We start from the raw sequence: 23,128 nt of genomic DNA, 5'->3' as shown, positions 1-23,128 counted from the left end.
GAAACTATTTGACCTCGACGCTCAACCCGAGCGGCTTGATCGTCGGTTCCTCACCGGCTTGACCGGTCAGCGACGTGATCGGGACAGGGTTTTCCGGGGCCATGGTAATACGCATGGTCTGACCCGGCGTATCGATAAAGTCGATCAGACCCGATCCGACTGTATCCATCAGATCGCGTTCGAACTCGCTCGGCGCCATCATCGACCCCAGCGCGATCGCCGTCTTGGCGCTGCCTTTCAGGACCGCGACCGGGCTGCCTGTAATTTCTGATGCAACGGCATATCCGCGCTCGACCAGACTGTTGCCCGGCACGTCCTGAACATCGCAATTCAGGCCGACGATCCGGATTTTGGAATTCGCCTCGGCCTGAGCTGCATTATAGGCCTCCATCGCCGCGATATAATCGGCGACCTGCGCTTCGCGCTCCTCTTGCGTCGTGTCCCCCTCGGTCGTGATGAAGAGTTCTGGCGGGGTCAATCCGGTTGCTTTCATCGCAGCCGCCGCGGCATTGATGCCGTCCAGCGTATAGTCGCAACGCGTCCGCAGGCCTTCATCAATCTCGATACGTGCATCGCTGACAGCCATCCGGTCGGTCCGGCTATTCATCGTCATGGTCTGCGACCCTTTCAGCGTGATCACATCAAGGCCGTTATTGCGCAACACCTCCATATAGGGGGCGACGGGCGTGTTCGCCGCGTCCTTGATCGTCACAGTCATCGGCGAAAGCACGGACCGCAACGTCGTTACGACACCATCGACGTCGCTATCGGCTTCGAACCCGTCCATGACCAGATCGAACATGGCAGACCGGAAATCGACCGTTCCCAGATCGATTTGACGATAGGGCAGCTTGCCAGATGGCGATAACAGGTTCTCAAACAGGCCACCGGCCAACGGAGTGCCCTGCATGGCCGACTGCGTCGTCGACGTATCGAGGCCCAGCGCGGTCATCCCGTCCATTTTCAGCGCAAAGACGTCTGCCGCATCGTCGTCAGACCTGAAATCGAAATCGATCGATTCCACGATCAGGTCGGCCTCTTCTGCGTCTGCATCATTCCCGACGACAATCTGTCCGACTCGCGCTTTTGCGATATCGCCGCCCTCGGCGGCGTCGAGCGTCATGGCCTTTAGATGCAGCGCCTTGAAAGACGCGGTGTCAGACAATTCATTGGCAGCGTCGCCGTCCAGAACATCCGCACCGTCAGCGCCACGAATCATCCGTGCCAGCGCCAAAGCCAGATCCGGCGTCGGTGACACGACGGTCAGTTCTTCGACATTGACATTGGCGGTCTGGGTGCGCGCATCGCCCTCACCCTCATAGGTCAGGGCCGCGAAATTATTGACGATCATCTTGTCGAAGGTCGTCTGCCCGTCCTCTTCGTGCAGGCCGATCAGCGTGACACTATCGGCTGTGTAGGTCCCGTCTTCCGACGTCGTCCGCCAGTCCGTAAAACTGACCGTGGAGCCGTCAATGACACGACCGGCGGACATATCCTCGCTGGCGCTCAGCTCCAGACTGTCGAGCCGTTGCAGTGTTGTGGCTTCATCGCCACTGCGCGGGGCCACCTGAAAATAGCGCGACAGGGCTGTCGCATCGGCCTGGCTGAGTTCGAGCGACGCCGCATCGACTGTGATTTCCTCCGCCGGGGTCTTGTCCCCGCCGGAACACGCCCCCATCAAGAGAGCCGAGCCACAGAGGCCTGCCATGAGATAATGGCGTAGGGAGCGCGAAGATTTGACCATGTTGGAAATCCGTTCGGGATGAGTTTGGCACGTTTGAAACGTAACAGTAGCGGCCCGGCCCTGCCTGACAAGACGCAATTCCCGTTACGCGATCCCGACGATCCGCGTGTACTCTATGTGTTGTCCGACCGGGCCCGGCGCGTCTCGCTCAAGGTCAAGGCTGCCGAGCGCCAGGTCCATGTCATTGTCCCCGGGCTGCGGTCATTCGCGCAGGCGCGCCGCTTTGCCGCAGAGCAGCGCAGCTGGATCGATGTGCAACTGGAAGGGCTGCCCCCGCCCATGCCCTTCGTGCCGGGACAGGACATCCTGTTTCAGGGCGATCTCTACCGGCTGGTTAGCCCGCCGGGCAAAGCCCGCCCCAGGGTCGACCGCGCCGGACGGCGGATCATCGTTCCCTCACCCGATCCCGACAGCTTTCCCAGCCGCGTCCGCCGACTGCTGATCCGCGAGGCTCGGGCTGAACTGGAAGCGGCAACGCATCATTATGCGGGTGAGCTTGGGAAACGCGTCGGCAAGGTCAGCGTCCGCGATCAGTCATCGCGCTGGGGCAGCGCCATCACGCGCAAGGGCGAAGGTCATATCTCCTATAGCTGGCGTCTGATCTGCGCGCCGCCGGACATTCTGGAATATGTCTGCGCCCACGAATGCGCTCATCTGATCGAGGCCAATCACAGCCCCGCCTTCTGGGCCCTCTGCGAACGGCTGTTCCCGGAAACGAAGATGGCCAAGCGCTGGCTGAACCGGCACGGTCAGGAATTGCACGCCATAGGGGCCGAGGTTTAACGGGCGTCAACAAAGCTGACTGGCGCAGAGCCGCAACGTCGCCTATTCAGCTTTCATGGACATTGGATCATTTGCCGATTTCGCGATGCGCGGGCTGGAGCTGCTGGGCTCGATATTTCTGTTCGTCGTTGCCGCGCTGGCCGTCTGCGCGGTCATTCTCTTCATTCACGACAAGACGCAGCGCAAGAACACGATCTGGCGCAACTATCCGGTGGTCGGCCATTTCCGCAATCTGTTCGAAACGCTGGGCGAGTTCTTCCGGCAATATTTTTTCGCTATGGATCGTGAAGAAATGCCGTTCAACCGGGCAGAGCGCGACTGGGTCAAACATGTCTGCAAGAAGGGCAAGGATGTGGTGCCGTTCGGTTCGACCAAACTGTTCCAGCCCGGCATGCCGATCTTCGCCAACGGGCTGTTTCCCAAGCTCGATGAGGAAGACCGGTTCAAGCCACCCTTCATCATCGGACCGGGCACGCCTCATCCCTACAAGCCGACCAGTTTTTTCAACATTTCGGCGATGAGCTACGGCTCGCTGTCCAAACCTGCCATTCAGGCGCTCAGCCACGGCGCGCAGATGGCGGGCTGCTACCTCAATACGGGCGAAGGCGGCGTCTCGCCCTATCATCTTGAAGGCGGCTGCGACATCGTCTTTCAGCTCGGCACGGCCAAGTTCGGCGCCCGTAATGATGATGCGACCCTGAACGAAGAAAAGCTGGCCAAGGTCTGTGAAAACCCGAACATCAAGATGGTCGAGATCAAGCTGAGTCAAGGTGCCAAACCCGGCAAGGGCGGGATCCTGCCCGCCGCCAAGGTCAGTGCCGAAATCGCTGAAATCCGTGGTATCCCCGAAGGCGAAGCCGCACTCTCGCCCAACCGCCATGTCGATGCCGGCAATGCCGATGAATTGCTCGATCTGATCGATCAGGTGCGGCGTGTCTCCGGTCGTCCGACCGGGATCAAATTCTGCATGGGTCAGGTGGCCCCGATCCAGGACCTGATCGATACGATCCTGAAACGGGGCACCGCATCCGCGCCCGACTATATCGCGCTCGACAGCGGCGACGGCGGGACCGGGGCCGCGCCCATGCCCCTGATCGACAGTACCGGCATGCTGATCGAAGACAGCCTGCCGCTGCTGCACGACATGCTGGTCGCGGCCGATTTGCGCGACCGGATCAAAATCATCGCAGCAGGCAAGTTGATTACCTCCGCCGATGTCGCGTGGGCGTTCTGCGTCGGGGCCGACATGGTCAATAATGCGCGCGGTTTCATGTTCGCGCTCGGCTGCATTCAGGCGCTGAAATGCGACCGCAACACCTGCCCGACCGGCATCACGACGCATAATCCCCGCCTGCAGCAAGGCCTCGACCCGTCCAACAAGGCCGTGCGTGTGCGCAATTACGTCAAGACACTCAATGAAGAGGTCGAGATCATCGCCCATGCCTGCGGCGTCGACTGCCCGCGCGACCTGACCCGTGATCATCTGCTCGTCGTGCAGGCCTCGGGCCGGACGCGCCCCTTCAACAAGGCCTGGGACCCGCAGCGCTACCTGTCCAGCAAACCTCTGCATGAGCGGCATTAGTTGACCTTGATCACCCCCTTACCTATCTCTGCTGCATGACCACTCAGGGACAAATCCGCCCGATTCTGACCGTGCCTCACCCGGTGCTGAAGCAGGTGAGCGCACCCGTCGACGCCGTGACGGACGAGACGCGCGCGCTGATGGATGACATGCTCGCTACCATGTATGATGCGCCGGGCATCGGCCTGGCCGCGATCCAGATCGGTGTGCCCAAACGGGTGATCGTCATGGATCTGGCCAGGGAGGGCGAAGACCCGCAGCCCAAATTTTTCGTCAATCCGGAAATTCTGGATCCGGCTGAGACAACCGTCCCCTATCAGGAAGGATGCCTGTCCGTTCCCGACATTTTCGACGATGTCGACCGGCCCGAGACCTGCCGCGTGACCTATCTGGATTATGACGGCAAGCGCGTGACCGAGGATTGCGAAGGACTCTACGCCGTCTGTATCCAGCACGAAATGGATCATCTCGAAGGCATCGTCTTCCTCGACCATCTCTCCCGCCTGAAACGCGATCGCGCGATCAAGAAGGTGATGAAAGCCGAGAAGCTCAAAGCCAGCGCTTAGGGCGGCTGCGTGACAGGCGGCATTCAATCCCCGCCTAAAACAAACTCAGTCCACCCCTAAAATCCTTGCTCCATACTCACCCCACTCGTCACGGGCATGGGAGAGTGCGTTGCTCTGTTTCGTGGCGGGGTGACGCAGCCAATTTGATCCGGTGAATCAAATTGCCAGGAACCGAACGGCATAGCCGTTCGGCACTGCGCTATCGTCCGTCCACTGGACGGCCGATCAAAGACGCTCCGTGGGCGGGGCGGCGTGTGAGGTTACGCAGCACACACGGCTCCACCCGGCGAAGCGATCGATGGTGAGGCGGGGGCGAGATACGAGTCCCGGGTGTTGTCCCTGATAGGACGGACCTCGGATGCGCCCTCCCGCCAAGAACGGGATGACAAGTCGAGGCCGAAAGCCTCAGCCTTCGTCTATCTCTTTCCGGGGTGAGGCCATGGCGGCCCCTCGGGGCCACGGCGCTGACGACCGGGTGCGCTCATTCAGGCGCGCGGGGTTTCCCCCGGTGTCAATAGGTGTGTCTTCTTCCGTATCCTTCAATGGATCGGACCCCGCGCCCCATGTCACTTTCCAAGCGAAAGCCGCCCTTTGTCAGTCCCCGATGGCTGACCGAACCTGTCTGCCTGCCCGATTTCCAACCTTTCCCGCGCTCACGCATTGCAACGGGCAATATTCATCGAAACCCTTTATAGTTTGAACGACATGACATTATCCCGCGATTCTATTCTCGACGCCGTGCGCGCGCGTCCCGATCATTACGACCGAAAACGGCTGGCCCGGCATCTCGGTGTCAAAGGCGACGACCGTCGCGACCTGCGACAGACATTGCGACGGCTCGTCGATGATGGCGCGCTCGTCTACACGCCTGAGAAAACCTATCGTCTGGCCGACGCCCTGCCCGGCGTGATGGTCGTCAACATCGTCCATATCGACGAGGATGGCGACATGTGGGCCGATCCGGAGCGGGAACTGAAGGGCGGTGTGCAACGGTCCATCCTGATCCGCGATACGAACAGAACGCGCGATGATGGCGGCGCGCTGAGCATCGGGCATCGCGCGCTCGTCCGGATCAAGGAGCGCGAGGACGGAACCGCCGTCGGGATGGTGATGAAGCGTCTGGGCAAAGGCGCACAGACGCATATGGGCGTACTGCACAAGACCGGGACGAAGGACGGGAAAACCGGCTGGCGCATCCAGCCCGTCTCGAAGAAGGCCCGCCATGATTACGGCGTCGATGACGTCCCCGATACGCTGGAGGATGGCGCTATCGTCATGTTCCGCTCGACCCGCAAAAATCGCGGGCAGCTCCGTCTCGCCGAAGTGCGCGAGACCATCGGCAATATCAAGGATGAGCGCGCGGCGTCCCTCATCTCCCTGCACGAGAATGACATTCCTCTCGGCTTTCCGCCGGCCGCGATCGAACAGGCCGAGAAGGCCACCATGCCGGCCATCGGCGAAATGGGTCATGCGGATTTGCGTCACCTGGCGCTCCTGACCATCGATCCGGTCGATGCCAAGGATTTCGACGATGCCATTCTGGCCGAACCGGATGATAACCCGAAAAATCCCGGCGGCTGGTCCGTCTGGGTCGCAATCGCGGACGTCGCTGCATTCGTGACGCCGGGTTCTGCCCTGGACAACGCAGCCTGGGAAAAGGGTAATTCCGTCTATCTGCCCGACCGCGTCGAGCCGATGCTGCCACATGAATTGTCCAGCGATCTCTGCTCGCTGCGACCCGACGAAGACCGGGCGTCGATGCTGGTGAATATGACGTTCGACAGTGGCGGCAACAAAACCGGCCATAAATTCCACCGCGGTATTATCCGCTCACGCGCACGCCTGACCTATCGACAGGCACAGGATGCTTTCGAGGGTCAGAACGGGCCCGAGTCTCATGACGTGCTGTCAGAACTGTCCAATCTCTACTCCTGCTACAAGGCGCTGCGAAATGCACGGGGCCAACGCCAGCCGCTGGAGATCGACCTGCCCGAACGGCGCGTCAAGGTGGACAAGACGGGCAAGGTTGCAAGCATCGAGGTACGAGACCGGTTTGACGCGCACAAGCTGGTTGAGGAATTCATGGTGCAGGCCAATGTCGCCGCGTCAGAAGCTCTGTCAAAAAAGGGCGTGCGCACGCTGATGCGCTTCCACGACGCGCCGGAACGCCAGCGCGTCTCCGACCTGTCCGATTTCCTGCCCGCGCTGAAACTGAAATTTTCCGCCGGGGATCGCATCACGCCCGGACGGTTCAACAGATTGCTCGAACAGGCGGCGCTTAAGGATTTGTCCGAAACGGTCGGCATGGCCGTTCTGCGAACGCAGGCGCAGGCGATCTATTCCGCAGAAAAAATGGGTCATTTCGGTCTGAATCTGACCCATTATGCCCATTTTACGAGCCCGATCCGACGTTATGCCGATCTTGTCGTGCACCGCGCCCTCATCAAGGCGTTCAAGCTGGGCGATGGCGGCACGACGAAGGAAGAAGAAGCCCGGCTGACCGAGACGGCCGAGCATATCAGTACGACGGAACGCCGTGCCATGGTGGCCGAGCGCGACGCCGTCGATCGCTATATCGCCGCCTATCTGAAGGACCGGGTCGGCGCGACCTTCAAGGCACGAATCACAGGCGTAACGAAATTCGGCCTGTTCGTGACGTTAAGTGAGACGGGCGCGGATGGCCTCATTCCGATCAGCGAACTGGGCCGGGAATATTTCGCACTCGATGAGCGTACGAAGTCCGTCATCGGTGTTGAATCCGGCACGACCTTCAAATTCGGACGTCAGGTCGAGGTCAAACTGAAGGAAGCGACCCCGATTACGGGCGGTCTGATCTTCGACATGGTCAGCAAGGGCGAACCGGGCAAACCGCCCAAGGGCGGCAATCGCGGACGCGCGGGCAGCCGATCCGGCAAGCAGGGCTCACGCGGCGCAAAGCATAAGCGAAAACGGCGGAGTTAGGCTGTGAGCGAGCCCCTCATCCCGTCTGATCCTCTAAAGCCGTCCGACCCCCTCAAGCCGTCCAAAGTCTCCGGCATGCATCTGACCGATACGGAACGCTCGGCCCGCAAGCAGCTGGACAAGGCGCCGCGACCGCGGATCGCCGCGACGGTCGTCCTGACGATCGGCGATCCGCAGGATCCGAAAATTCTGATGGGGCAACGCAGTTCACGGCATGATTTCATGCCCAGCGTCTATGTTTTCCCAGGCGGACGGGTCGACCGGATCGACAGCTATGCGCCCTATGCCGGCGATTTGTCGCCGCGCACGGAACGGGTGCTGGAGGCCGCTGTTCCGCCGCGCAAGGCCCGCGCCATCGCCCTGTCCTGCATCCGGGAGACCTATGAGGAGACGGGGCTGATGATCGGCGCGCCGGCAAAACCGCAAAGCCGGAATATGAAACATCCGACTTATGACGCCTTTCGCAAGGCGGGGCAGTTGCCTGATCTCGACGGTCTGGAAGTGTTCGGTCGGGCCATCACGCCCCCGCATCGTCACAAGCGGTTCGACGCCTGGTTCTTCCATCGGCATCTGGGTGATGTCGCGCCGCCGGAGGTCGCCGACAGTCATGAGCTGCTGAATGTTGGCTGGTTTACGCTCGACGCGATCGAAGAATTGAAGCTTCAGCGGGCGACCGTGATGATGATGAGCGTGTTCAAGGACTATCTGCGCCGCGCCAATAGCCGGGCGGGCGCGAAAGCCGACATTTTCTATTCCCGCGCCCTGCACGGAACCTTCCGGCAGGAGAGCTTTCCGTGAACCGAACACTTCAGTCCGCCAAGGCCGGAATGGCCCGTATCTATCGGCGTCAAGCGGACTGGTGGCATGTCAATCGCGATCGATCGCTGCGCGAAACCAAATGGATTGACCGTTTTGTAGAACAGCTGCCTGATCAAGCCCGCATCCTTGATCTGGGTTGTGGGACGGGTGATCCGCTCAGCCATTATCTCAGTTCATGCGGCTTTTCTGTTGTCGGCGTCGATGCGTCCCCGAGCATGATCCATCTGGCCAGAACAGCAGCCCCATCCGGAGACTGGCACGTCGCCGACATGCGAGATCTGCCCGACCTCGGCAGCTTCCATGGCATCATGAGTTGGGATGCATTTTTTCATCTCTCCCCAGATGAACAACGCGCAGTCATGCCTGACCTGTGTCAGACGGTTCGTCCCGGCGGCGCGCTTCTCATGACTGTTGGGTCCGACGAAGGCGAAACAGATGGGTGGGTCAATGGCGAAGCCGTTTATCATGGAAGCCTCTCGCAGAAGGGCTATCATAACATATTAGGTCGACACGGATTTGCCGACATTACGTTCGTTCCCAATGACTCTGATGTTGGGGGTCGCTGCGTTCTTTTAGCGACAGGTCGGAATGTCGCGCGCGCTTGACTTGCGTCCGGCACGGCCCTATCCGCCGCGCTTCGAATTATCACCCTTACTGGACGAGTCCCATGGCGAAGCCTACCACAATCAAAATCCGCCTGAACAGCACGGCTGGCACAGGCTTTTTCTATGTCACGAAGAAGAACTCCCGCACGATGACCGAAAAAATGGTCAAGCGGAAGTACGATCCCGTCGCGCGCAAGCATGTCGAGTTCAAGGAAGGCAAGATCAAGTAAATCCTGATCAGGCTTTTTACAGAAATGATGAGCCGCCTTTTCCGGGCGGCTTTTTCATGCGGGTCAGGCTGCTGCGACAGTCTGTGAGGCGGCTGCGGCTACCTGGTTCCGGCCTTCGCGTTTGGCCTGATAGAGCGCGCTGTCCGCGCGACGGAAGACGCCGCGAAGCTGCTCATTCTGCTCGACTTGCGCGACGCCGGCGCTGATCGTGATGGACAGGGCCTGCCCCTCGACGAAGATCGGGGTGCCGGCGATGAAGCTACGCACACGGTCTGCGGCCTGAAAGGCTTCGGCCTCAGACGTGCCAGGCATGGCGATCATGAATTCTTCGCCGCCATAGCGCGACACAATATCGATGGCGCGCATATTGGTCACGATCCGGGCGGCCACTTCCTTGAGGATCTGATCCCCCATATCGTGGCCAAGAATATCATTGACCCGTTTGAAATGGTCGATGTCGAATACAAGAATGGAGAAAGGCGTTCCGTCCAAGTTGAGCGTGTCGAACAGCGGTTCCACCTGACGTTCGAAGAAACGGCGGTTGCCCAGCCCTGTCAGCGGATCGGAGACGACCATTTCGAGGTCTTCGTTGAAGTTCTCGCGCAGACTATCGGCATAGAATTTCCGGCGCAGCAGCGTATTGACACGCGCGCTGAGTTCCTGACTTTCAACCGGGCGCATAACAGAGTCATTCACGCCGATATCGAATGCCCGGATGAAGCAGGGCTGGTCGTCCGGATCGCCGATTGCAAGAATAGGGATATCGGCCGTGTCATTGTTGAAACGCAGCGACGCACAGACGCGCAAGCCGTCAAAACTACGCGCCACGAGGCTGACGATGACCAGATCGATGCCCGCCTTGGCGCGCCGGATGGCCTCGACGGGATCTGTCACGATCGTAGTCTCATGCGTCTGGCCAAGTGTGCGGTCGATCTTGGCGGGCTGGCCGCCCTCGTCGCCGATCAGCAGCAGGCGTCCCGGACGACCTTGTATCTGGTCCAGCATGGGACGGCAATTCTCGGCACTATGACCCGTATGGGACATGAGCTGATCGGTCGTCATTTTCAGACGCAACAGCGAGCGAACGCGCGCTGTCAGGTTGAAGTCGTCAATCGGCTTGGTGATGAAATCATCGGCGCCCGCTTCCAGTCCGCGGATCCGGTCAGCCGTTTCTTCCAGCGCCGTGACCATGATAACCGGGATATGGTAAAGCGCCGGGTCGGCCTTGAGCCGTCGGCAGGCTTCGAAACCATCCATGCCACCGGGCATTATCGCATCCATCAAAATGAGATCAAGCCGTTCCTTGGAAGCAATCTCGAGCGCTTCCTCACCGCTTTCGGCGGTCAGCACATCATAATAATCTGCCGACAATTTGACGTCCAACAGGTTCCTGTTGGGCGCGAGGTCATCGACGACGAGAATGCGGGCGGACATGTTAGCCTCCCTCTGCCTTACGCAGCCTGGCTGAACTTCCGGACCGTGGCGAGAAAGCTGCTGACGGTGATCGGTTTGGCAATGTATCCGACGCAGCCGCCATCGCGGATGCGCTTCTCATCACCTTTCATGGCGAAGGCCGTGACGGCGACGACAGGAATGCCAGACAGTGTCTGGTCATCCTTCAGCCACTTCGTGACTTCCAGACCAGAGACTTCCGGTAATTGTATATCCATGAGGATCAGATCGGGTTCGAATTCCTTGGCGATCGAAATGGCTTTTAGACCTTCGCGAGTCTGGCGGACATCATATCCATGCGCGTCGAGCAGATCGCTGAACAGTTTCATGTTCAGCTCATTGTCTTCAACGATGAGGATCTTCTTCGGCATCACTTGCAGCATTGCTTCCCATCACCTGTGGCGCTGGCCTCTCACCCGCTTTGTCGGCAAAGCGTGGCGGACCGGCGTCTTGTTTCCTAGCCTGCTTCCTGCCAGACCATCCTTAAAGAAGCGTGGAACCGGCCTTCAGCTTGACTTAACCATGATGGCTCAGCCACATGAGAACATACACAGAACATCATTAAGGAGTCACTAAGCCGTGCTCAGTATGCCTGACAGCATCGAGACCCCCGCCTTATGCCAGGATTGCGGCGCGATTCTGTCGCTGAATAGCCCGTTCTGTGGGGTCTGCGGCGGAACGCGGCGCCTGTCCCACCCGGAGTTGATGACGCTCTCGATCGCTCATGTCGATTGCGATGCCTTTTACGCTTCGGTCGAAAAACGCGATGATCCGTCCTTGCGCGACAAGCCCGTCATTGTCGGCGGCGGGCGGCGCGGCGTGGTCTCGGCTGCCTGCTATCACGCGCGCGTCTACGGCGTCCATTCAGCCATGCCTATGTTCAAGGCGCTGAAACTCTGCCCCGACGCCGTCGTCGTCAGAGGCAGCATGGACAAGTATGCGTTTGAAGGTCGCCGTATCCGGATGCTGATGACGGAGTTGACGCCACTGGTCGAACCGCTCTCCATCGACGAAGCCTTTCTCGACCTGTCAGGAACACAGCGCCTGCATGGTCGCAGCCCGGCGCAAAGCCTGATCCGGTTGCAAACGCGCATATTGGACGAAGTCGGCGTGACTGTCTCTGTGGGTCTCTCCTACAACAAATTTCTGGCAAAGACCGCGTCCGATCTCGACAAGCCCAATGGCTTTGCGGTTCTGGGTCGCGATGATGCGCAAGCCTTTCTCGCGAAGCAACCTGTCAGCTTTATCTATGGGATCGGGCCGGCCTTTGCCTCTCGACTACAGGCCGCAGGGCTGCAGACCATCGCAGACGTGCGAAAATGGGATGACAAGCGACTGGCCGAGAAGTTCGGTGATCACGGGCTGAGACTCGCGCGCCTCTCCCGCGGGGAGGATTTTCGCCGGGTCAATCCGCGCCACGAACGCAAATCCATCAGCGCGGAAACGACCTTTTCGGATGACATCAGCGATCTGGAAGCGCTCAAGGACAAGCTCTGGCAGGTCTGCCTGAAAACAGCCGACCGCAGCAAGGCCAAGGATATGGCCGGGTCGGTCGTAACCCTGAAACTCAAGACGGCCAATTTCAAATCTATCACACGACGCCGGACCCTCGATCAGCCTATACAGCTCGCCGACGCGCTGTTTCATGCGCTGGAACCCTTGCTGGAAAGCGAAGCCAAAGGGCGCTCCTACCGCCTGATCGGCGCCGGTATCAGCGCCCTCAGCCCACCGATCGGCGATACAGCCGACCTGCTCGACGCCAAAGCGGCAAAACGCGGCAAGGCGGAACGCGCCTCCGACATTGCCCGCGCCAAATTCGGGGCGGACGCCATCCTGACAGGTCGCGGGCTGCGTCTGGCGAAGGCGAGAGAGGATAAAGGCAAAAGCGAGGCGACATCCCTGCCCGGCAAGATCAGGGACGATCAGCTATAGCGCGCTTGCCCTCCAGCCAGCCAATCAGGGCTGCCGCGCCGACGAAGAAGATCAGGCCTGACACGGCAAATGGAACACCGCTCGGCAGTGCGGCGAGGTCGAGCGTTCCGGCCTGCTGATCCAGCGTCGTCTTCGTAATGGAGAAGAACTGCAGTACGCAGAGCACAGTTACGAACAGCCACGCCGCGACCGTCGTCCAGCGGGGTCCCGTCGTCTTGGCCAGCCACCAGGCGATCGCCGTGCCAAGCAAAAGCACTTCGACAATATAGCTCGCCCAGGCATAATCCCACAAACCAAAGCCCATCATGAAGGTACTACCCGGATAGAATGGCAGGTCAGGACGGTGAACCAGCAGGTCCAGGACCCAGTGAGAAAAAGCCAGCGCCGCGATGATCCAGAAACCGCGCATCGACCCACGCTCACCGCGATAGGACAGGCGGTAGATTGAGGCCGCAATAAAGGCGATGAAAATGGCACCGACGAAACTATGCGACCATGGAATGTCGAAAACGAGATTGCCGTCAACAAGGCTGGCGGCGCCTTCCAGACCGAACAGGGCCAGAATGCAGAAAACGATATCCATCGCTTGCACCGCCAGAAAAGCGTGCCAGAGCTTGACCTTGCCAGACCGCAGCACATCGAAGACGGCGGGTCCGTAATGACCGATAAACATAGGGCTCCCCTTCCCCAGATAATGGCTTTACGCGATACTCAGTCCTGCGCTGCCATCTCGACGAAAAACTGATGAATATCGTCCGGGTCACGAGACGCCGCATTCCGCCAGGTCGGCGCATCTTCCAGGTTCAGAACCGATCCGTCGGGCCTTGCCACGACAACGGTCGGCGTGCCCGGCGTGCCGTCGAGGCCGAAACGCTGCGCGACATCCTGATTGAGAATCTTGCGTCCGACATTGACCCAGACCAGTTCGAAATTTTCCGCGACCAGAGCTGCCGTATCCGGTCGCTCAAGGACAGCCGCAAAGCCGCGACTGTCATGACACCAGTTTCCACCCATCACGATCAACGCTTTGGTTCCGCGCGCCTCTGCGCGCAAGAGTGCGGCGTCGACATCAGCATGTGCGTCTCGGTCCGCTTCAAACGGCCGAGGTTCGCTGTGGGATGCAGCGTGCGGGGCCTCAGCATGGCCCGGCGTAGCGCAAGCCGAAATCGCAAGGGACAGACCGATAAACAGAGAGCGCATAGGTGAACCTATCACGAGCCGACGGAGACCGGAAACAGGCAAAGTCATGTCAGCAAGGCGAGTACGATCATCCCGATCAGGCATAAAGTCGAGAGGATAAACAGCGTGAACCGTGTCATCACCGGCCCCGTCGATATCTGCACCAGACTATGGACAATGCGCAGCCCGACATAGGCCCAGGCCAGATAGGCGATCGGAGTGGACATATTCCCCGTCAGAACAGCCCAGACCATGAAGGCATAGAAGATGGTTGGCTGTTCCATAAGGTGATTGTAATTATGCGCCGGGGCCTGTGCCTTGAGCGGCAAGGCATTCTTCCACTCACCCGTTGGCGATTTGGCCAGCTCCGGGTCCATCCGGGCGGCCTTCATGGCTGGAACCCGCCTGACGAACAGGACGACCCAGACGATCAACGTCCATATGATCAGTGCGATCATCGGCGCCATAAAGACTTCGTTGGTCATGCAAGTTCCCCTGACAACGACTTAGCGGACCCTGCCCGTCGGGGGACGAATGTCAACGCCAGTCGCGAATGACGGCCATGCGTTCCTGTGCCATTTCGTTGGCAATGCTCGCTGTCGTGCGACCTTCGCTTGCAGCCCGATCGAAAACTTCGCCCAGCGTTTCTTCGAGCTGGTCGAGCTTGGTTTGAACCCAGGCGACATCGTAGCGACCTGCGACTTCCGCTGCGACATTTATGATACCGCCCGCATTGATGACGTAATCCGGCGCGTAGAGAATACCGCGCGCTGTCAGCGCTTCGGCCATATCCGGCGTTCGCAGCTGATTGTTCGCCGCACCTGCAACGATCGACGCTCTGATAGCTGGCAAGCTATCGGAATTGATCGCGCCGCCCAGTGCGCATGGTGCGAGAATATCGACGTCGGCGGATAGAATATCGTTCGTATCGACGATCGTCGCACCGAGTTCTTTTTCGGCCCGGGCCAGTCTGGAAGTGTCAATATCGGCAACCTGCAAATCCGCGCCGACGTGGGCCAGATGTTCGGCCAGCGCGTAGCCAACGCTTCCAAGACCCTGAATGGCGACACGACGACCGTTCAGGTCCGGACTGCCGTAGGCGCGTTCTGCAGCCACGCGGATGCCCCTAAAAACGCCTTCGGCTGTAACAGGTGACGGATCGCCGGAGGCATTATCGCCTTCGGATAGGCCGGCCACATTATCCGTCTGCGTCTTGATGACGGCCATGTCAGCCGGGCTGACGCCGACATCTTCCGCCGTTATATAGGTCCCGCCAATCGTCTCGACCGAACGTCCATAGGCGGCAAACAGGGCATTGCGATCAAACGCACCCTCCGGACGCAGGATGACGGCTTTGCCGCCGCCAATATCCAGCTGCGCCATGGCATTCTTATAACTCATCGCCCGCGACAAACGCAGGACGTCGGCCAAAGCGTCCCCATCGCTGGCGTAAGTCCAGAAGCGCGTCCCGCCACTGGCCGGTCCGCGATTCGTATTGTGAACTGCGATAAAGGCTCTGAGGCCCGACTCCGTATCGCAAAAGGCGTGTACGGCTTCGTGGCCATCGAAATCAGGATGGGAAAATATGCTCATGATCATCCATGCTCAGTCCTTGGTGCCGCTCTCATACGCATTATTCGCGCAAAAGCTTGCCCGATCTAAGCCTCGGAGAGGGTTGCCAGACCTGCCGACGCTGCTTGCAGCACGCTCAGCGCCAGAGTGCCGCCTGTTCCATCGCCAATATTCAGTCCCAGATCGAGCACAGGATCGAGATCCATCCGGTCGAGCAGCGCCCTGTGTGCGGGCTCGATCGTCACATGGCCCGCCAGGCAGTGCGACACAGCATCCGGATTGAGCGAGTGCACAATGGCAGCGGCTGCACAGACCACATAGCCGTCCAGAATTACCGGTATCTTCTGATGCGCGCAGGCCAGAATGGCCCCGACCGTCCCGGCCAGGTCGCGCCCGCCAAAGGCACGCAGAACGTCCAGAGGGTCAGACAGAAGCTCGGAATTGACGCTGGCTCCCTGCTCGACAGCCGCCTGCCTGAATTTGGCGTTTTCATCGATACCGCCGGCCCAGTAATCCGACGTGCCTCCATACAGACCGCGCGCCATGGCCGCCGCTCCGGTGGCGGCCCCATATCCCGCATTACCCAAGACGATAATATCTGCCCCTTCGGCTACAACCTCCATCCCAAAAGCGATGGCACCGGCGCAATCGCGTTCCGACAGGGACGGCCCGTTGCGGAAATCGGCTGACGGGTGATCGTTGCCGAACTCATAGACTTTGAAAGCCGCCCCGACTGCCTGGGCCGCGCCGCGAACGACGGCCTTGCCCTGCGACAGGCTTTGCACGCGGCGGGCGACGCCAGCCGATGCGTCGGGCAAGGTGCCGTGACTGGCTGTGAACACAGCGACGAGTGGCCGCGTGAGGCGCGGGGCGGGATGACCCTGAACCGATGCCATCCGCGCTAGCGGAGCGCTTAATGTCCCGAGCGGGTGCAGATCACGGCCCATGCTGGCGGCGCGGTCGAGCAGCCCTTCGTAAATAGCGGTGTCGCGCTGCGGTACTGAAACCGCCAATGCACGCACATCATCGAAAGGCCGGGTATCGGTCATGCGCGCGGCATAAAGGTGTTCGCGGTTCGCGTCACCGTGAAAATCAGCGTTGCTGACACACAATCCGCACGAAAGACTTGTTTAAGCCTGTTCCTTGTCAGCCTGTTCAGGACAGTCCTGTAAGGCGAACAATCATGAGCACGTCTTTCCTCATACAGGCCGGATTTTTTACAGCGATCGCTGTCGGCGGCACCTATTATCTGTCGCAAAACCCAGCCGTAAAATCGGCAATGGACGAAACGGCTGATCCTGTCGTTACAGTTGAAGCGAAGCCGAAAAGCGCGTCGGTTGTGTCCATTCCCAGACAGAACGGCCAGTTCTACACGCATAGTCGCGTCAATCGCGGTTCCGTCCGGTTCCTGATCGATACGGGTGCGTCTGCCGTCGCGCTGACGCTTGACGATGCGCGCAGGGTCGGGATCGACCCCCGGTCGCTCAGCTATGACCGCCCTGTCGATACCGCCAACGGGCGAACTTATGCAGCCTCGGTCACACTCGACGAAATCAGGATCGGCGGCATCGTCGTCCGGGACGTCAAGGCGCTCGTGGTCAAAGAGGGATTACATATCTCGCTCCTAGGCATGACCTTTCTGGGCGAGCTTCAGAAGGTCGAAGCGACTCCGACGCAGCTGATTCTCAGACGCTAGAACAGGCCCGCCTTGCGCGCCATATTGATCGCCACCAGCGCTAGACACAGGCCAAAGATACGTCTGAGCAGAGTTGCATCGAGCCTGTGCGCCGACGCCGTACCGATCGGAACCGCGAACCAGGCGCTGGCGACAATCATGCCGAACCCCACCAGATTGACATAGCCGAGCGATCCGGGCGGACGTCCCGCGACGCCCCACCCTGAGATAATGAAACCGATCGTGGCGGGAACGGCGATGGCCAGCCCGAACCCCGCCGCCGTGCCGATGGCACGGTGCACCGGCATGCCGCAGAGCGTGAGCAAGGGAACGCTGAACGATCCCCCGCCAATCCCCATAATGGCCGACAGCGCGCCAACAGAGCCGCCGACCAGCGGCGGGGCCATTCCGCCCGGAACCCGCTCTCGCAGCGTGAACGAAGGTCGCCCAAAGATGAATTGAGCCGATACGATCATCGCCACGCAGGCGAAGACCAATGTCAGCCCGTCAGAGCCGAGCCGGGGTGCGAGCCACCATGCGCCCATAAAGGCCCCCAGCCCGATCCACAGCGCGTAGCTACGCCACCACGGCGAGGGCCAGAGCAGATCCATAGCGACACTATCGCGCGCCAGATGTGAACGGGTCGACCGGTAACCATTGACGATAATGACTGAGGCGCTCGTCGCGACAGCGCAGTGCATCAGCACATCGGGATCAACGCCGATCGCGGCGAATGCGAAGAACAGCGCCGGAACCATGACCGCGCCCCCGCCAATACCGAATAGCCCTGCTGTAAATCCTGCCAGCGCGCCCACACCCAGCAAGAGCGCGATCAGTGGCAGGATGTCGGTCAAGCTGCCTGCCCGGCTTCCATCGTCGCAAGCGCGGACCGCAGAACGTCCGATGGTCGCTGTTTGGCCGACAAGCCTTCCGACAGAGATCGCCGCCAGGCGCGTGCGCCCGACCGTCCAGCGAATAGCCCCATAATATGACGGATAAGCGCTTTGGCTGACCGGTCTTCCTGCTGAACCCGTTCCAGATAGAGGATCATCGTTTCCGCGACATCGAACCGGTTCGTGGCGGCAGGGCTTTCGCCAAAGACTGGATCGACCGCCGTCAGGCTCCACGGATCATGATAGGCTGCCCGCCCCATCATGAAGCCGTCCAGTCCAGTCGAAACGCTCAGCCCATGCGCGACTGTTTCGACCTGACCATTCAAAATGATGGTCAACTCCGGGAACGCCCGTTTCATATCCGTGACTAGATCGTAATCGATCGGCGGAACGGTCCGGTTTTCCTTGGGCGAGAGACCCTGCAGCCAAGCCTTGCGCGCATGAATGATAAAAGTCTCGCATCCGGCAGCAGAAACGGTCCGAATGAAGTTCGGCAAAGTCTTGGACAGATCCTGATCATCGATGCCCAGTCGGCATTTTACGGTCACATCCGTCGTGTCAGCAGCCGCCTTCATCGCCGTAAAGCAGGCGGCGACCAGATCGGGTTCTGCCATCAAACAGGCCCCGAAACGGCCCGACTGAACCCGGTCCGACGGGCAACCCACATTCAGATTTACCTCGTCATAGCCATAGGACACGCCTGTCCGCGTAGCCTGGCTCAGTTTATCTGGATCGGAACCGCCAATCTGCAAGGCAACCGGGTGCTCGATCGGGTCGAAGGTCAGCAATCTTTGCGTCGGACCGTGAATGATCGCATCGGCCACGACCATTTCCGTATAGAGGCGCACATGACGGGAGAGCTGTCGATGCAGGAACCGGCAATGACGATCTGTCCAGTCCATCATCGGTGCGACCGAAATATGATAGTCCGCAGGCAGGGTATGGGGTGTCGGTGACATCACGCGCAGTGACCTAAGGGCTGGAACAGGCGTTGGGAAGGGCGCAACAGCGATGGAAGACCGAGATCATCACCCGAACCAGAATCTGAACCTGAAGCTTCGGCTTGGTTCGTCGGCGGCGACCCGTAAACAAAATGGTGGGCGGTGACGGGATCGAACCGCCGACCCTCTCGGTGTAAACGAGATGCTCTGCCAGCTGAGCTAACCGCCCCACGCATTGTGCCGCGCCCTATGCCAAGCTTCACAAGGAATGGCAATTCTGCCAAGCAGCCTTTGTGAGCACCGACACAGATAGCGACGACTGCCCCGCCAGCGATGCCGACATTGATCGCTTCGCCATGACTCTCAAATCAGTTTTCATGACTGAGCAATGGATGGGAAGCCATGTCTACAAGGTCGGCGATACGGACACGTTCAAGATGTTTGCGATTCTCAATCCTGGCAAGCAGCAACTGACAGTCAAGACGGCCAGTCGTGATATGGCGGATATGCTGATCGCTGCCGGCGTGGCGCAACGCCATACCCATATGCCGCGTGGCAGCTGGGTCATGCTTCTGCTGGACAAGCTGGAAGCGGAAGACGTTAGAGACCGAATTGCAGACTCCTATGATCTCGTTGTGCAGGCGCTAACCAAGTCAGCACGAAAAAAGTTTGGTTTGGACTGACATTGTTCCTGTTTTCGCGTTGACGGCCCGTAATCGCTCGCCTATCTGGCCGCTCACGCTTTTAAGCGGGTGTAGCTCAGTTGGTTAGAGCGCCGGCCTGTCACGCCGGAGGCCGCGGGTTCGAGTCCCGTCACTCGCGCCATTTTCCTGGCGTTTTGACCTCACTCCATCGTCTTGGCATAGTCTCTGGCTTCAACGCGCATGCGAGCGAGCGCGTCGGTATCCAGTACTGTTTGTCCAGTGATGACGGCGACCGGATCTTTCAAAGCGTCGAGATTTTCCAGCGGATTACCGCTCAGCATAATCAAATCCGCCGCTGCGCCATTCACGATCTGGCCCGGATAGTCCCGGCCTGCCTTGCGCGCCGCAGAAATTGTTGCCGCATCGAGCGCTTCGCGCCGCGTCAACCCGGCGTCAACGAGCGCTTTCAACTCCTCGATCAGGTCCCAGCCCGGCACTGCGCAGGCATAGGTCTGCCGATCGGTTCCGGCGAGAATAGTGACACCAGCAGACGAGAGCGACGTGATGACCTCGCGGATCATTGCGTCATAATTATCGAAGACCGCCTCGGACAAAGCGGCGTTAGCGTCACGCGTCTGCACACACAGATCCCGATAGGAGTCGGGTAGAAGGTCGGATGACAGCGCAAATCGCTGCGCGCTGACGGGTTTTCTCAATGTCAGAGTCGGCGTGATCGTCACGTCTCGCTCAGCCAGTTCCGCAAACAGCGCCTGACAGCCCTGTTCATCATAGAGACCGACCATGGCCGTCATGAAATAGTCTGGCCCGCTCCTGAACCAATTGTCGTAAAAACTTCGCGCACGCGCAGAACCGTCAGCCCGACAGTAAGACAGCATCTCCGGCGGCACATGTTCGAAGTCCCGCTGCCCAAGGTCCGTTGCAGCCAGCGGCCCGACATCGGACCGCAAATGCCCGACCACCTGGTAATTCCGCTGCCGCGCTTCGTCGACGATGGCCTTGTAAATGTCCTGTGACAGGAAATCGTGCACCTTGATAAAATCGACACCGCGACGGATATGTTCGCCAACCTGCCGCCGCGCCACGTCGACACTGTCCGGCAGCACGGCATGATCGGGTTCGCCCCAAGGCTGTGGTCCGGAAAAAAGCGGACCGGCGATAACCAGTTCCGGTGCCGCCTCCCCGGCTTCGCGTTTGGCGTCCAGCTGATCTCGCAAATTGACGATGTCGTCCATCCGGGACGCCATATCCCGCATTCCCGTCACGCCGTAAGACAGGGATAGCGGCACGTGCCAGCGGGCCGGATCGATAATCGCCAGCCCTTCAGGCGTGCCGACATGCAGATGAACATGCATATCCCAGAGACCTGGCATCAGATAGGCCCCAGTGCCGGACAGGGTCTGATCCGCTGCAAAACTCGGTTCGTCGCGGCGCGACTGAACGGCAACAATCCGACCTTCGTCAATCAGTACCGTCTGGCCTGTCTCCACCGTACCGGTCGCGATATCGACGATCGCAATATCCCGGATTGCAATATCGACCTCACCTTGATCCTGCTGACAGGCCGTCAGAACGATCAGGCCCGTCGAAATGGCCAGCAGTTTACGTAACATCCTTCGTCTCCTTCTGAAGGAGCGCTTCATAAAGTATCATCAAGACAAGGCCCGAAATAACCAGTCAGTGAACATCTCCAGCCATGAATGAACATCTGGGCGCAACGAGGTTTTCGTCGCTCTTCAGGCGTCATCATCAAAGCTCGCGCGTGCGATTTCGTCGAGTAGACGATCGGTGATATGAAACGTCTATCGTCAGACTGTGAGAGCCGCATGAAACGTATTCTGATTACTCTGCTCGCGATGCTTGTCGCCCTCATCGGATACGCTGCGATTGCCGCATGGCGATCGCCGCCCGTGTTCGAAATTGAATCGCCATCCGTCGAATTTCCATTGATGTCGTGGGACGACTATCAGAACGTCGCCAGATCGGTCACGCCGCCCGTCATCGATCAGCGCGACATAGGCGATGGGGCGGTCCTGATCTTCGGTGCGGAACACCGGTCCGATCCGGACCATCCGCAGTTTGCGGCACTCGATGCGGCCTACGCCGCCTTTGACCCCGATGTCGTCCTGGTCGAAGGTCGGATGGGATTCCTCCTGGGCTCCGTCATGGATCCGATAAGAATATTCGGTGAAAGCGGCGCGATGGCGGCCAAGGCCAAGCGCGACGGGCGAGCGCTCTATACGTGGGAAATGTGCCGCACATGCGAGCCTGAACAGTTGGCGGAGCGCTTCTCAGACCGGCAAGTGGCGCTCTTTCTGCTGCTTCGGCCCTATTCCGGCTCAGATGACACGACGCGCGCGGCGGGTCAGGAGCGGATTAGCCAGATCATTGCAGACCGCCGTAGCAGGCCCGGTATCGAGGGCGTCATCGGTAGCCTTGACGATTTCGAAGCGGCTTGGGAGGCAGAATTTCAGGGCCAAGCCGGCTGGCACACTTTACGCGGCGTTTATGGGGCGCCCGGTTTTCTGCATGACATGTTCGAATATGCCAATGATATTCGTGACCAGAATCTGCTGAACATTATTTGCGAACTGACAGATGATGGGCAGCGCGTCATGGCGACGGTCGGCTGGTCGCACGCCGTACGGATCGCTCCTGCTCTGCGCATGATGGCGGAAGATACCGAAACAGGCGATTAGCAGACACAAAAAAAGGCCCCCTTGCGGGAGCCTCTCAATTCAGAGTGTCAGGCGAAAGCCTTACGCCATCGTGATCGAGTCGACAGCTGTCTTACCAGAGCGCTGGTTGATAGCTGTATTGAACTGGACCTTGTCGCCTTCATTGATGCTGTCCAGACCGGAGCGCTGGAGCGCAGAAATGTGAACGAACACATCGTCGCCACCACCTTCAGGAGCGATGAAACCAAAGCCCTTCGTCGTATTGAAGAATTTGACAGTACCTGTTTGCATATCCGACATAATGTAACCTTTTCAGTCGTCGGTTCCCCGTTCAGCAACATGCCGCACGGAGCGCAGGCTGATCATCAGCCTGCAAATCTCGACGTCTGGTAGGAAAAGCATTCTGCGCGGTCCGGAGCTTGATGAAGCATGGAGCGCGATAGACCGATAATCTGGCCCTTTGGTCGATAGACACTATTTGGGGGGCCTGACCCGGAATAGCAAGTGACGACTGCGTGAAGATTTCACGTCGATTTCCTTAAGCCACCACATCGGCCCAGTCGGGGTGGCGCGCGATCATCGCCTTGTAGAATGGGCAGAGCGGGACGGTCTTGAACCCGCGCTCCCGGGCAAGCTCGACCATCCGTTCCGAGAGCGCCAGACCGACACCCTGCCCCGACAGACTGTCTGGCACACCCGTATGATCGACGATCACCAGAGTTGGGCTCGACTTCGAGAAGGTGATTTCTGCCGTGTCTGAATAGCCGGGCACATGCGCAACAATCCTGCCTTTTGTCTCTGAGTCTTCAACGGTAAAGGTGATATCGCTCATATTTGGCTCCTCATAGTTCAGC

24 protein-coding genes and 2 tRNA genes are annotated in these 23,128 nt (G+C 59.5%); 12 read left to right on the top strand and 14 right to left on the bottom strand.

The window, feature by feature from the left end; translation table 11 throughout:
• Window positions 1-4: 4 nt before the first annotated feature.
• On the bottom strand, window positions 5-1,744 hold the full coding sequence (locus tag AB6B39_RS07140) for a hypothetical protein (protein ID WP_284369286.1): 1,740 nt from the start codon (window positions 1,742-1,744) through the stop codon (window positions 5-7).
• Between the two features lie 18 nt (window positions 1,745-1,762).
• On the opposite strand from AB6B39_RS07140, the gene AB6B39_RS07135 reads away from it, so the two are divergent.
• From AB6B39_RS07135 to rpmG, 7 genes are all read left to right on the top strand, one after another.
• Complete coding sequence (locus tag AB6B39_RS07135; protein WP_284369287.1) at window positions 1,763-2,527, top strand: M48 family metallopeptidase; 765 nt, start codon at window positions 1,763-1,765, stop codon at window positions 2,525-2,527.
• A 55-nt stretch (window positions 2,528-2,582) separates the two neighbouring features.
• A complete protein-coding gene (locus tag AB6B39_RS07130) occupies window positions 2,583-4,109 on the top strand; it encodes an FMN-binding glutamate synthase family protein (protein ID WP_284369288.1) in 1,527 nt (508 codons plus the stop codon).
• A gap of 35 nt (window positions 4,110-4,144) precedes the next feature.
• A complete protein-coding gene (def, locus tag AB6B39_RS07125) occupies window positions 4,145-4,675 on the top strand; it encodes a peptide deformylase (RefSeq protein ID WP_284369289.1) in 531 nt (176 codons plus the stop codon).
• Between the two features lie 705 nt (window positions 4,676-5,380).
• Entirely contained in the window at window positions 5,381-7,636 is a 2,256-nt protein-coding gene (gene rnr / locus AB6B39_RS07120) for a ribonuclease R (protein WP_284369290.1), read from the top strand.
• Between the two features lie 3 nt (window positions 7,637-7,639).
• Complete coding sequence (locus AB6B39_RS07115; RefSeq protein WP_284369291.1) at window positions 7,640-8,434, top strand: NUDIX hydrolase; 795 nt, start codon at window positions 7,640-7,642, stop codon at window positions 8,432-8,434.
• Window positions 8,431-9,060, top strand: a complete 630-nt coding sequence (locus tag AB6B39_RS07110) for a class I SAM-dependent methyltransferase (protein ID WP_284369292.1) — start codon at window positions 8,431-8,433, stop codon at window positions 9,058-9,060. The genes AB6B39_RS07115 and AB6B39_RS07110 overlap by 4 nt, the downstream gene beginning before the upstream one ends.
• A 62-nt stretch (window positions 9,061-9,122) precedes the next feature.
• Window positions 9,123-9,290, top strand: coding sequence for a 50S ribosomal protein L33 (gene rpmG / locus AB6B39_RS07105; RefSeq protein ID WP_284369293.1), 168 nt, complete (start codon window positions 9,123-9,125; stop codon window positions 9,288-9,290).
• A gap of 63 nt (window positions 9,291-9,353) precedes the next feature.
• Here rpmG and AB6B39_RS07100 read toward each other — a convergent pair whose 3' ends face one another.
• Together AB6B39_RS07100 and AB6B39_RS07095 are read right to left on the bottom strand one after the other, a co-directional pair.
• The gene (locus tag AB6B39_RS07100) at window positions 9,354-10,724 is read right to left on the bottom strand and encodes a PleD family two-component system response regulator (RefSeq protein WP_284369294.1); all 1,371 of its coding nucleotides are present in this window, start codon (window positions 10,722-10,724) and stop codon (window positions 9,354-9,356) included.
• A 17-nt stretch (window positions 10,725-10,741) separates the two neighbouring features.
• Window positions 10,742-11,113, bottom strand: coding sequence for a response regulator (locus tag AB6B39_RS07095; protein WP_284369295.1), 372 nt, complete (start codon window positions 11,111-11,113; stop codon window positions 10,742-10,744).
• 217 nt (window positions 11,114-11,330) lie between these two features.
• Between AB6B39_RS07095 and AB6B39_RS07090 the strand changes: the two genes are divergently transcribed.
• Window positions 11,331-12,674: a DNA polymerase IV gene (locus tag AB6B39_RS07090; RefSeq protein WP_284369297.1), complete on the top strand. Its 1,344-nt coding sequence runs from the start codon at window positions 11,331-11,333 to the stop codon at window positions 12,672-12,674.
• Here AB6B39_RS07090 and AB6B39_RS07085 read toward each other — a convergent pair.
• The 5 genes from AB6B39_RS07085 to AB6B39_RS07065 all read right to left on the bottom strand — a co-directional run bounded on the left by AB6B39_RS07085 (window position 12,655) and on the right by AB6B39_RS07065 (window position 16,474).
• The gene (locus tag AB6B39_RS07085) at window positions 12,655-13,347 is read right to left on the bottom strand and encodes a hypothetical protein (RefSeq protein WP_284369299.1); all 693 of its coding nucleotides are present in this window, start codon (window positions 13,345-13,347) and stop codon (window positions 12,655-12,657) included. The two genes, AB6B39_RS07090 and AB6B39_RS07085, sit on opposite strands and share 20 nt — an antisense overlap.
• Before the next feature lie 38 nt (window positions 13,348-13,385).
• Window positions 13,386-13,874 carry a thioredoxin family protein gene (locus AB6B39_RS07080; RefSeq protein WP_284369301.1) on the bottom strand — a complete coding sequence of 163 codons (489 nt, stop codon included), beginning with the start codon at window positions 13,872-13,874 and terminating at the stop codon, window positions 13,386-13,388.
• Window positions 13,875-13,918: 44 nt separating this feature from the next.
• Window positions 13,919-14,338 carry an MAPEG family protein gene (locus tag AB6B39_RS07075; protein ID WP_284369303.1) on the bottom strand — a complete coding sequence of 140 codons (420 nt, stop codon included), beginning with the start codon at window positions 14,336-14,338 and terminating at the stop codon, window positions 13,919-13,921.
• 52 nt (window positions 14,339-14,390) lie between these two features.
• Window positions 14,391-15,446 (bottom strand): Leu/Phe/Val dehydrogenase, encoded by a 1,056-nt coding sequence (locus AB6B39_RS07070; RefSeq protein ID WP_284369305.1) that lies wholly within the window; start codon window positions 15,444-15,446, stop codon window positions 14,391-14,393.
• Window positions 15,447-15,511: 65 nt separating this feature from the next.
• Window positions 15,512-16,474, bottom strand: coding sequence for a nicotinate-nucleotide--dimethylbenzimidazole phosphoribosyltransferase (locus AB6B39_RS07065; protein WP_284369307.1), 963 nt, complete (start codon window positions 16,472-16,474; stop codon window positions 15,512-15,514).
• A gap of 134 nt (window positions 16,475-16,608) precedes the next feature.
• Here AB6B39_RS07065 and AB6B39_RS07060 point away from each other — a divergent pair, with 134 nt between their 5' ends.
• On the top strand, window positions 16,609-17,121 hold the full coding sequence (locus AB6B39_RS07060; RefSeq protein WP_284369309.1) for a TIGR02281 family clan AA aspartic protease: 513 nt from the start codon (window positions 16,609-16,611) through the stop codon (window positions 17,119-17,121).
• On the opposite strand, the gene AB6B39_RS07055 is transcribed toward AB6B39_RS07060, so the two are convergent.
• The 3 genes from AB6B39_RS07055 to AB6B39_RS07045 all read right to left on the bottom strand — a co-directional run bounded on the left by AB6B39_RS07055 (window position 17,118) and on the right by AB6B39_RS07045 (window position 19,163).
• On the bottom strand, window positions 17,118-17,954 hold the full coding sequence (locus AB6B39_RS07055; RefSeq protein ID WP_284369311.1) for a sulfite exporter TauE/SafE family protein: 837 nt from the start codon (window positions 17,952-17,954) through the stop codon (window positions 17,118-17,120). The genes AB6B39_RS07060 and AB6B39_RS07055 overlap by 4 nt on opposite strands.
• Window positions 17,951-18,952, bottom strand: coding sequence for a tRNA dihydrouridine(20/20a) synthase DusA (gene dusA, locus AB6B39_RS07050; RefSeq protein ID WP_284369313.1), 1,002 nt, complete (start codon window positions 18,950-18,952; stop codon window positions 17,951-17,953). The genes AB6B39_RS07055 and dusA overlap by 4 nt, the downstream gene beginning before the upstream one ends.
• Window positions 18,953-19,087: 135 nt before the next feature.
• Window positions 19,088-19,163: transfer RNA gene (locus tag AB6B39_RS07045), tRNA-Val, on the bottom strand.
• Between the two features lie 64 nt (window positions 19,164-19,227).
• Between AB6B39_RS07045 and AB6B39_RS07040 the strand changes: the two genes are divergently transcribed.
• Together AB6B39_RS07040 and AB6B39_RS07035 are read left to right on the top strand one after the other, a co-directional pair.
• Window positions 19,228-19,617 carry an MmcQ/YjbR family DNA-binding protein gene (locus tag AB6B39_RS07040; protein WP_284369315.1) on the top strand — a complete coding sequence of 130 codons (390 nt, stop codon included), beginning with the start codon at window positions 19,228-19,230 and terminating at the stop codon, window positions 19,615-19,617.
• 65 nt (window positions 19,618-19,682) lie between these two features.
• Window positions 19,683-19,759: transfer RNA gene (locus AB6B39_RS07035), tRNA-Asp, on the top strand.
• A 19-nt stretch (window positions 19,760-19,778) separates the two neighbouring features.
• Here the strand turns inward: AB6B39_RS07035 and AB6B39_RS07030 are convergent.
• Window positions 19,779-21,209: an amidohydrolase family protein gene (locus tag AB6B39_RS07030; RefSeq protein WP_284369316.1), complete on the bottom strand. Its 1,431-nt coding sequence runs from the start codon at window positions 21,207-21,209 to the stop codon at window positions 19,779-19,781.
• A gap of 213 nt (window positions 21,210-21,422) precedes the next feature.
• Here AB6B39_RS07030 and AB6B39_RS07025 point away from each other — a divergent pair, with 213 nt between their 5' ends.
• Window positions 21,423-22,295: a hypothetical protein gene (locus AB6B39_RS07025; protein WP_284369318.1), complete on the top strand. Its 873-nt coding sequence runs from the start codon at window positions 21,423-21,425 to the stop codon at window positions 22,293-22,295.
• A 60-nt stretch (window positions 22,296-22,355) separates the two neighbouring features.
• On the opposite strand, the gene AB6B39_RS07020 is transcribed toward AB6B39_RS07025, so the two are convergent.
• Together AB6B39_RS07020 and AB6B39_RS07015 are read right to left on the bottom strand one after the other, a co-directional pair.
• Window positions 22,356-22,565 (bottom strand): cold-shock protein, encoded by a 210-nt coding sequence (locus AB6B39_RS07020; RefSeq protein ID WP_284369784.1) that lies wholly within the window; start codon window positions 22,563-22,565, stop codon window positions 22,356-22,358.
• 247 nt (window positions 22,566-22,812) lie between these two features.
• On the bottom strand, window positions 22,813-23,106 hold the full coding sequence (locus AB6B39_RS07015) for a GNAT family N-acetyltransferase (protein WP_284369320.1): 294 nt from the start codon (window positions 23,104-23,106) through the stop codon (window positions 22,813-22,815).
• Window positions 23,107-23,128: the final 22 nt, after the last annotated feature.

This window comes from Algimonas porphyrae (assembly GCF_041429795.1).
Taxonomy (GTDB): Bacteria; Pseudomonadota; Alphaproteobacteria; order Caulobacterales; family Maricaulaceae; genus Litorimonas; species Litorimonas porphyrae.
Note: the sequence above shows the minus strand (reverse complement) of the source record. Positions and strands in the feature narration are given on the sequence as shown.

Coding starts and splice junctions, on each gene's coding strand:
- AB6B39_RS07140 (WP_284369286.1), bottom strand. CDS start 1,744: ATGGTCAAATCTTCGCGCTCCCTACGCCATTATCTCATGGCAGGCCTC.
- AB6B39_RS07135 (WP_284369287.1), top strand. CDS start 1,763: ATGAGTTTGGCACGTTTGAAACGTAACAGTAGCGGCCCGGCCCTGCCT.
- AB6B39_RS07130 (WP_284369288.1), top strand. CDS start 2,583: ATGGACATTGGATCATTTGCCGATTTCGCGATGCGCGGGCTGGAGCTG.
- def (WP_284369289.1), top strand. CDS start 4,145: ATGACCACTCAGGGACAAATCCGCCCGATTCTGACCGTGCCTCACCCG.
- rnr (WP_284369290.1), top strand. CDS start 5,381: ATGACATTATCCCGCGATTCTATTCTCGACGCCGTGCGCGCGCGTCCC.
- rpmG (WP_284369293.1), top strand. CDS start 9,123: ATGGCGAAGCCTACCACAATCAAAATCCGCCTGAACAGCACGGCTGGC.
- AB6B39_RS07100 (WP_284369294.1), bottom strand. CDS start 10,724: ATGTCCGCCCGCATTCTCGTCGTCGATGACCTCGCGCCCAACAGGAAC.
- AB6B39_RS07095 (WP_284369295.1), bottom strand. CDS start 11,113: ATGCCGAAGAAGATCCTCATCGTTGAAGACAATGAGCTGAACATGAAA.
- AB6B39_RS07090 (WP_284369297.1), top strand. CDS start 11,331: ATGCCTGACAGCATCGAGACCCCCGCCTTATGCCAGGATTGCGGCGCG.
- AB6B39_RS07085 (WP_284369299.1), bottom strand. CDS start 13,347: ATGTTTATCGGTCATTACGGACCCGCCGTCTTCGATGTGCTGCGGTCT.
- AB6B39_RS07080 (WP_284369301.1), bottom strand. CDS start 13,874: ATGCGCTCTCTGTTTATCGGTCTGTCCCTTGCGATTTCGGCTTGCGCT.
- AB6B39_RS07075 (WP_284369303.1), bottom strand. CDS start 14,338: ATGACCAACGAAGTCTTTATGGCGCCGATGATCGCACTGATCATATGG.
- AB6B39_RS07070 (WP_284369305.1), bottom strand. CDS start 15,446: ATGAGCATATTTTCCCATCCTGATTTCGATGGCCACGAAGCCGTACAC.
- AB6B39_RS07065 (WP_284369307.1), bottom strand. CDS start 16,474: ATGACCGATACCCGGCCTTTCGATGATGTGCGTGCATTGGCGGTTTCA.
- AB6B39_RS07060 (WP_284369309.1), top strand. CDS start 16,609: ATGAGCACGTCTTTCCTCATACAGGCCGGATTTTTTACAGCGATCGCT.
- dusA (WP_284369313.1), bottom strand. CDS start 18,952: ATGTCACCGACACCCCATACCCTGCCTGCGGACTATCATATTTCGGTC.
- AB6B39_RS07030 (WP_284369316.1), bottom strand. CDS start 21,209: ATGTTACGTAAACTGCTGGCCATTTCGACGGGCCTGATCGTTCTGACG.
- AB6B39_RS07025 (WP_284369318.1), top strand. CDS start 21,423: ATGAAACGTATTCTGATTACTCTGCTCGCGATGCTTGTCGCCCTCATC.
- AB6B39_RS07020 (WP_284369784.1), bottom strand. CDS start 22,565: ATGCAAACAGGTACTGTCAAATTCTTCAATACGACGAAGGGCTTTGGT.
- AB6B39_RS07015 (WP_284369320.1), bottom strand. CDS start 23,106: ATGAGCGATATCACCTTTACCGTTGAAGACTCAGAGACAAAAGGCAGG.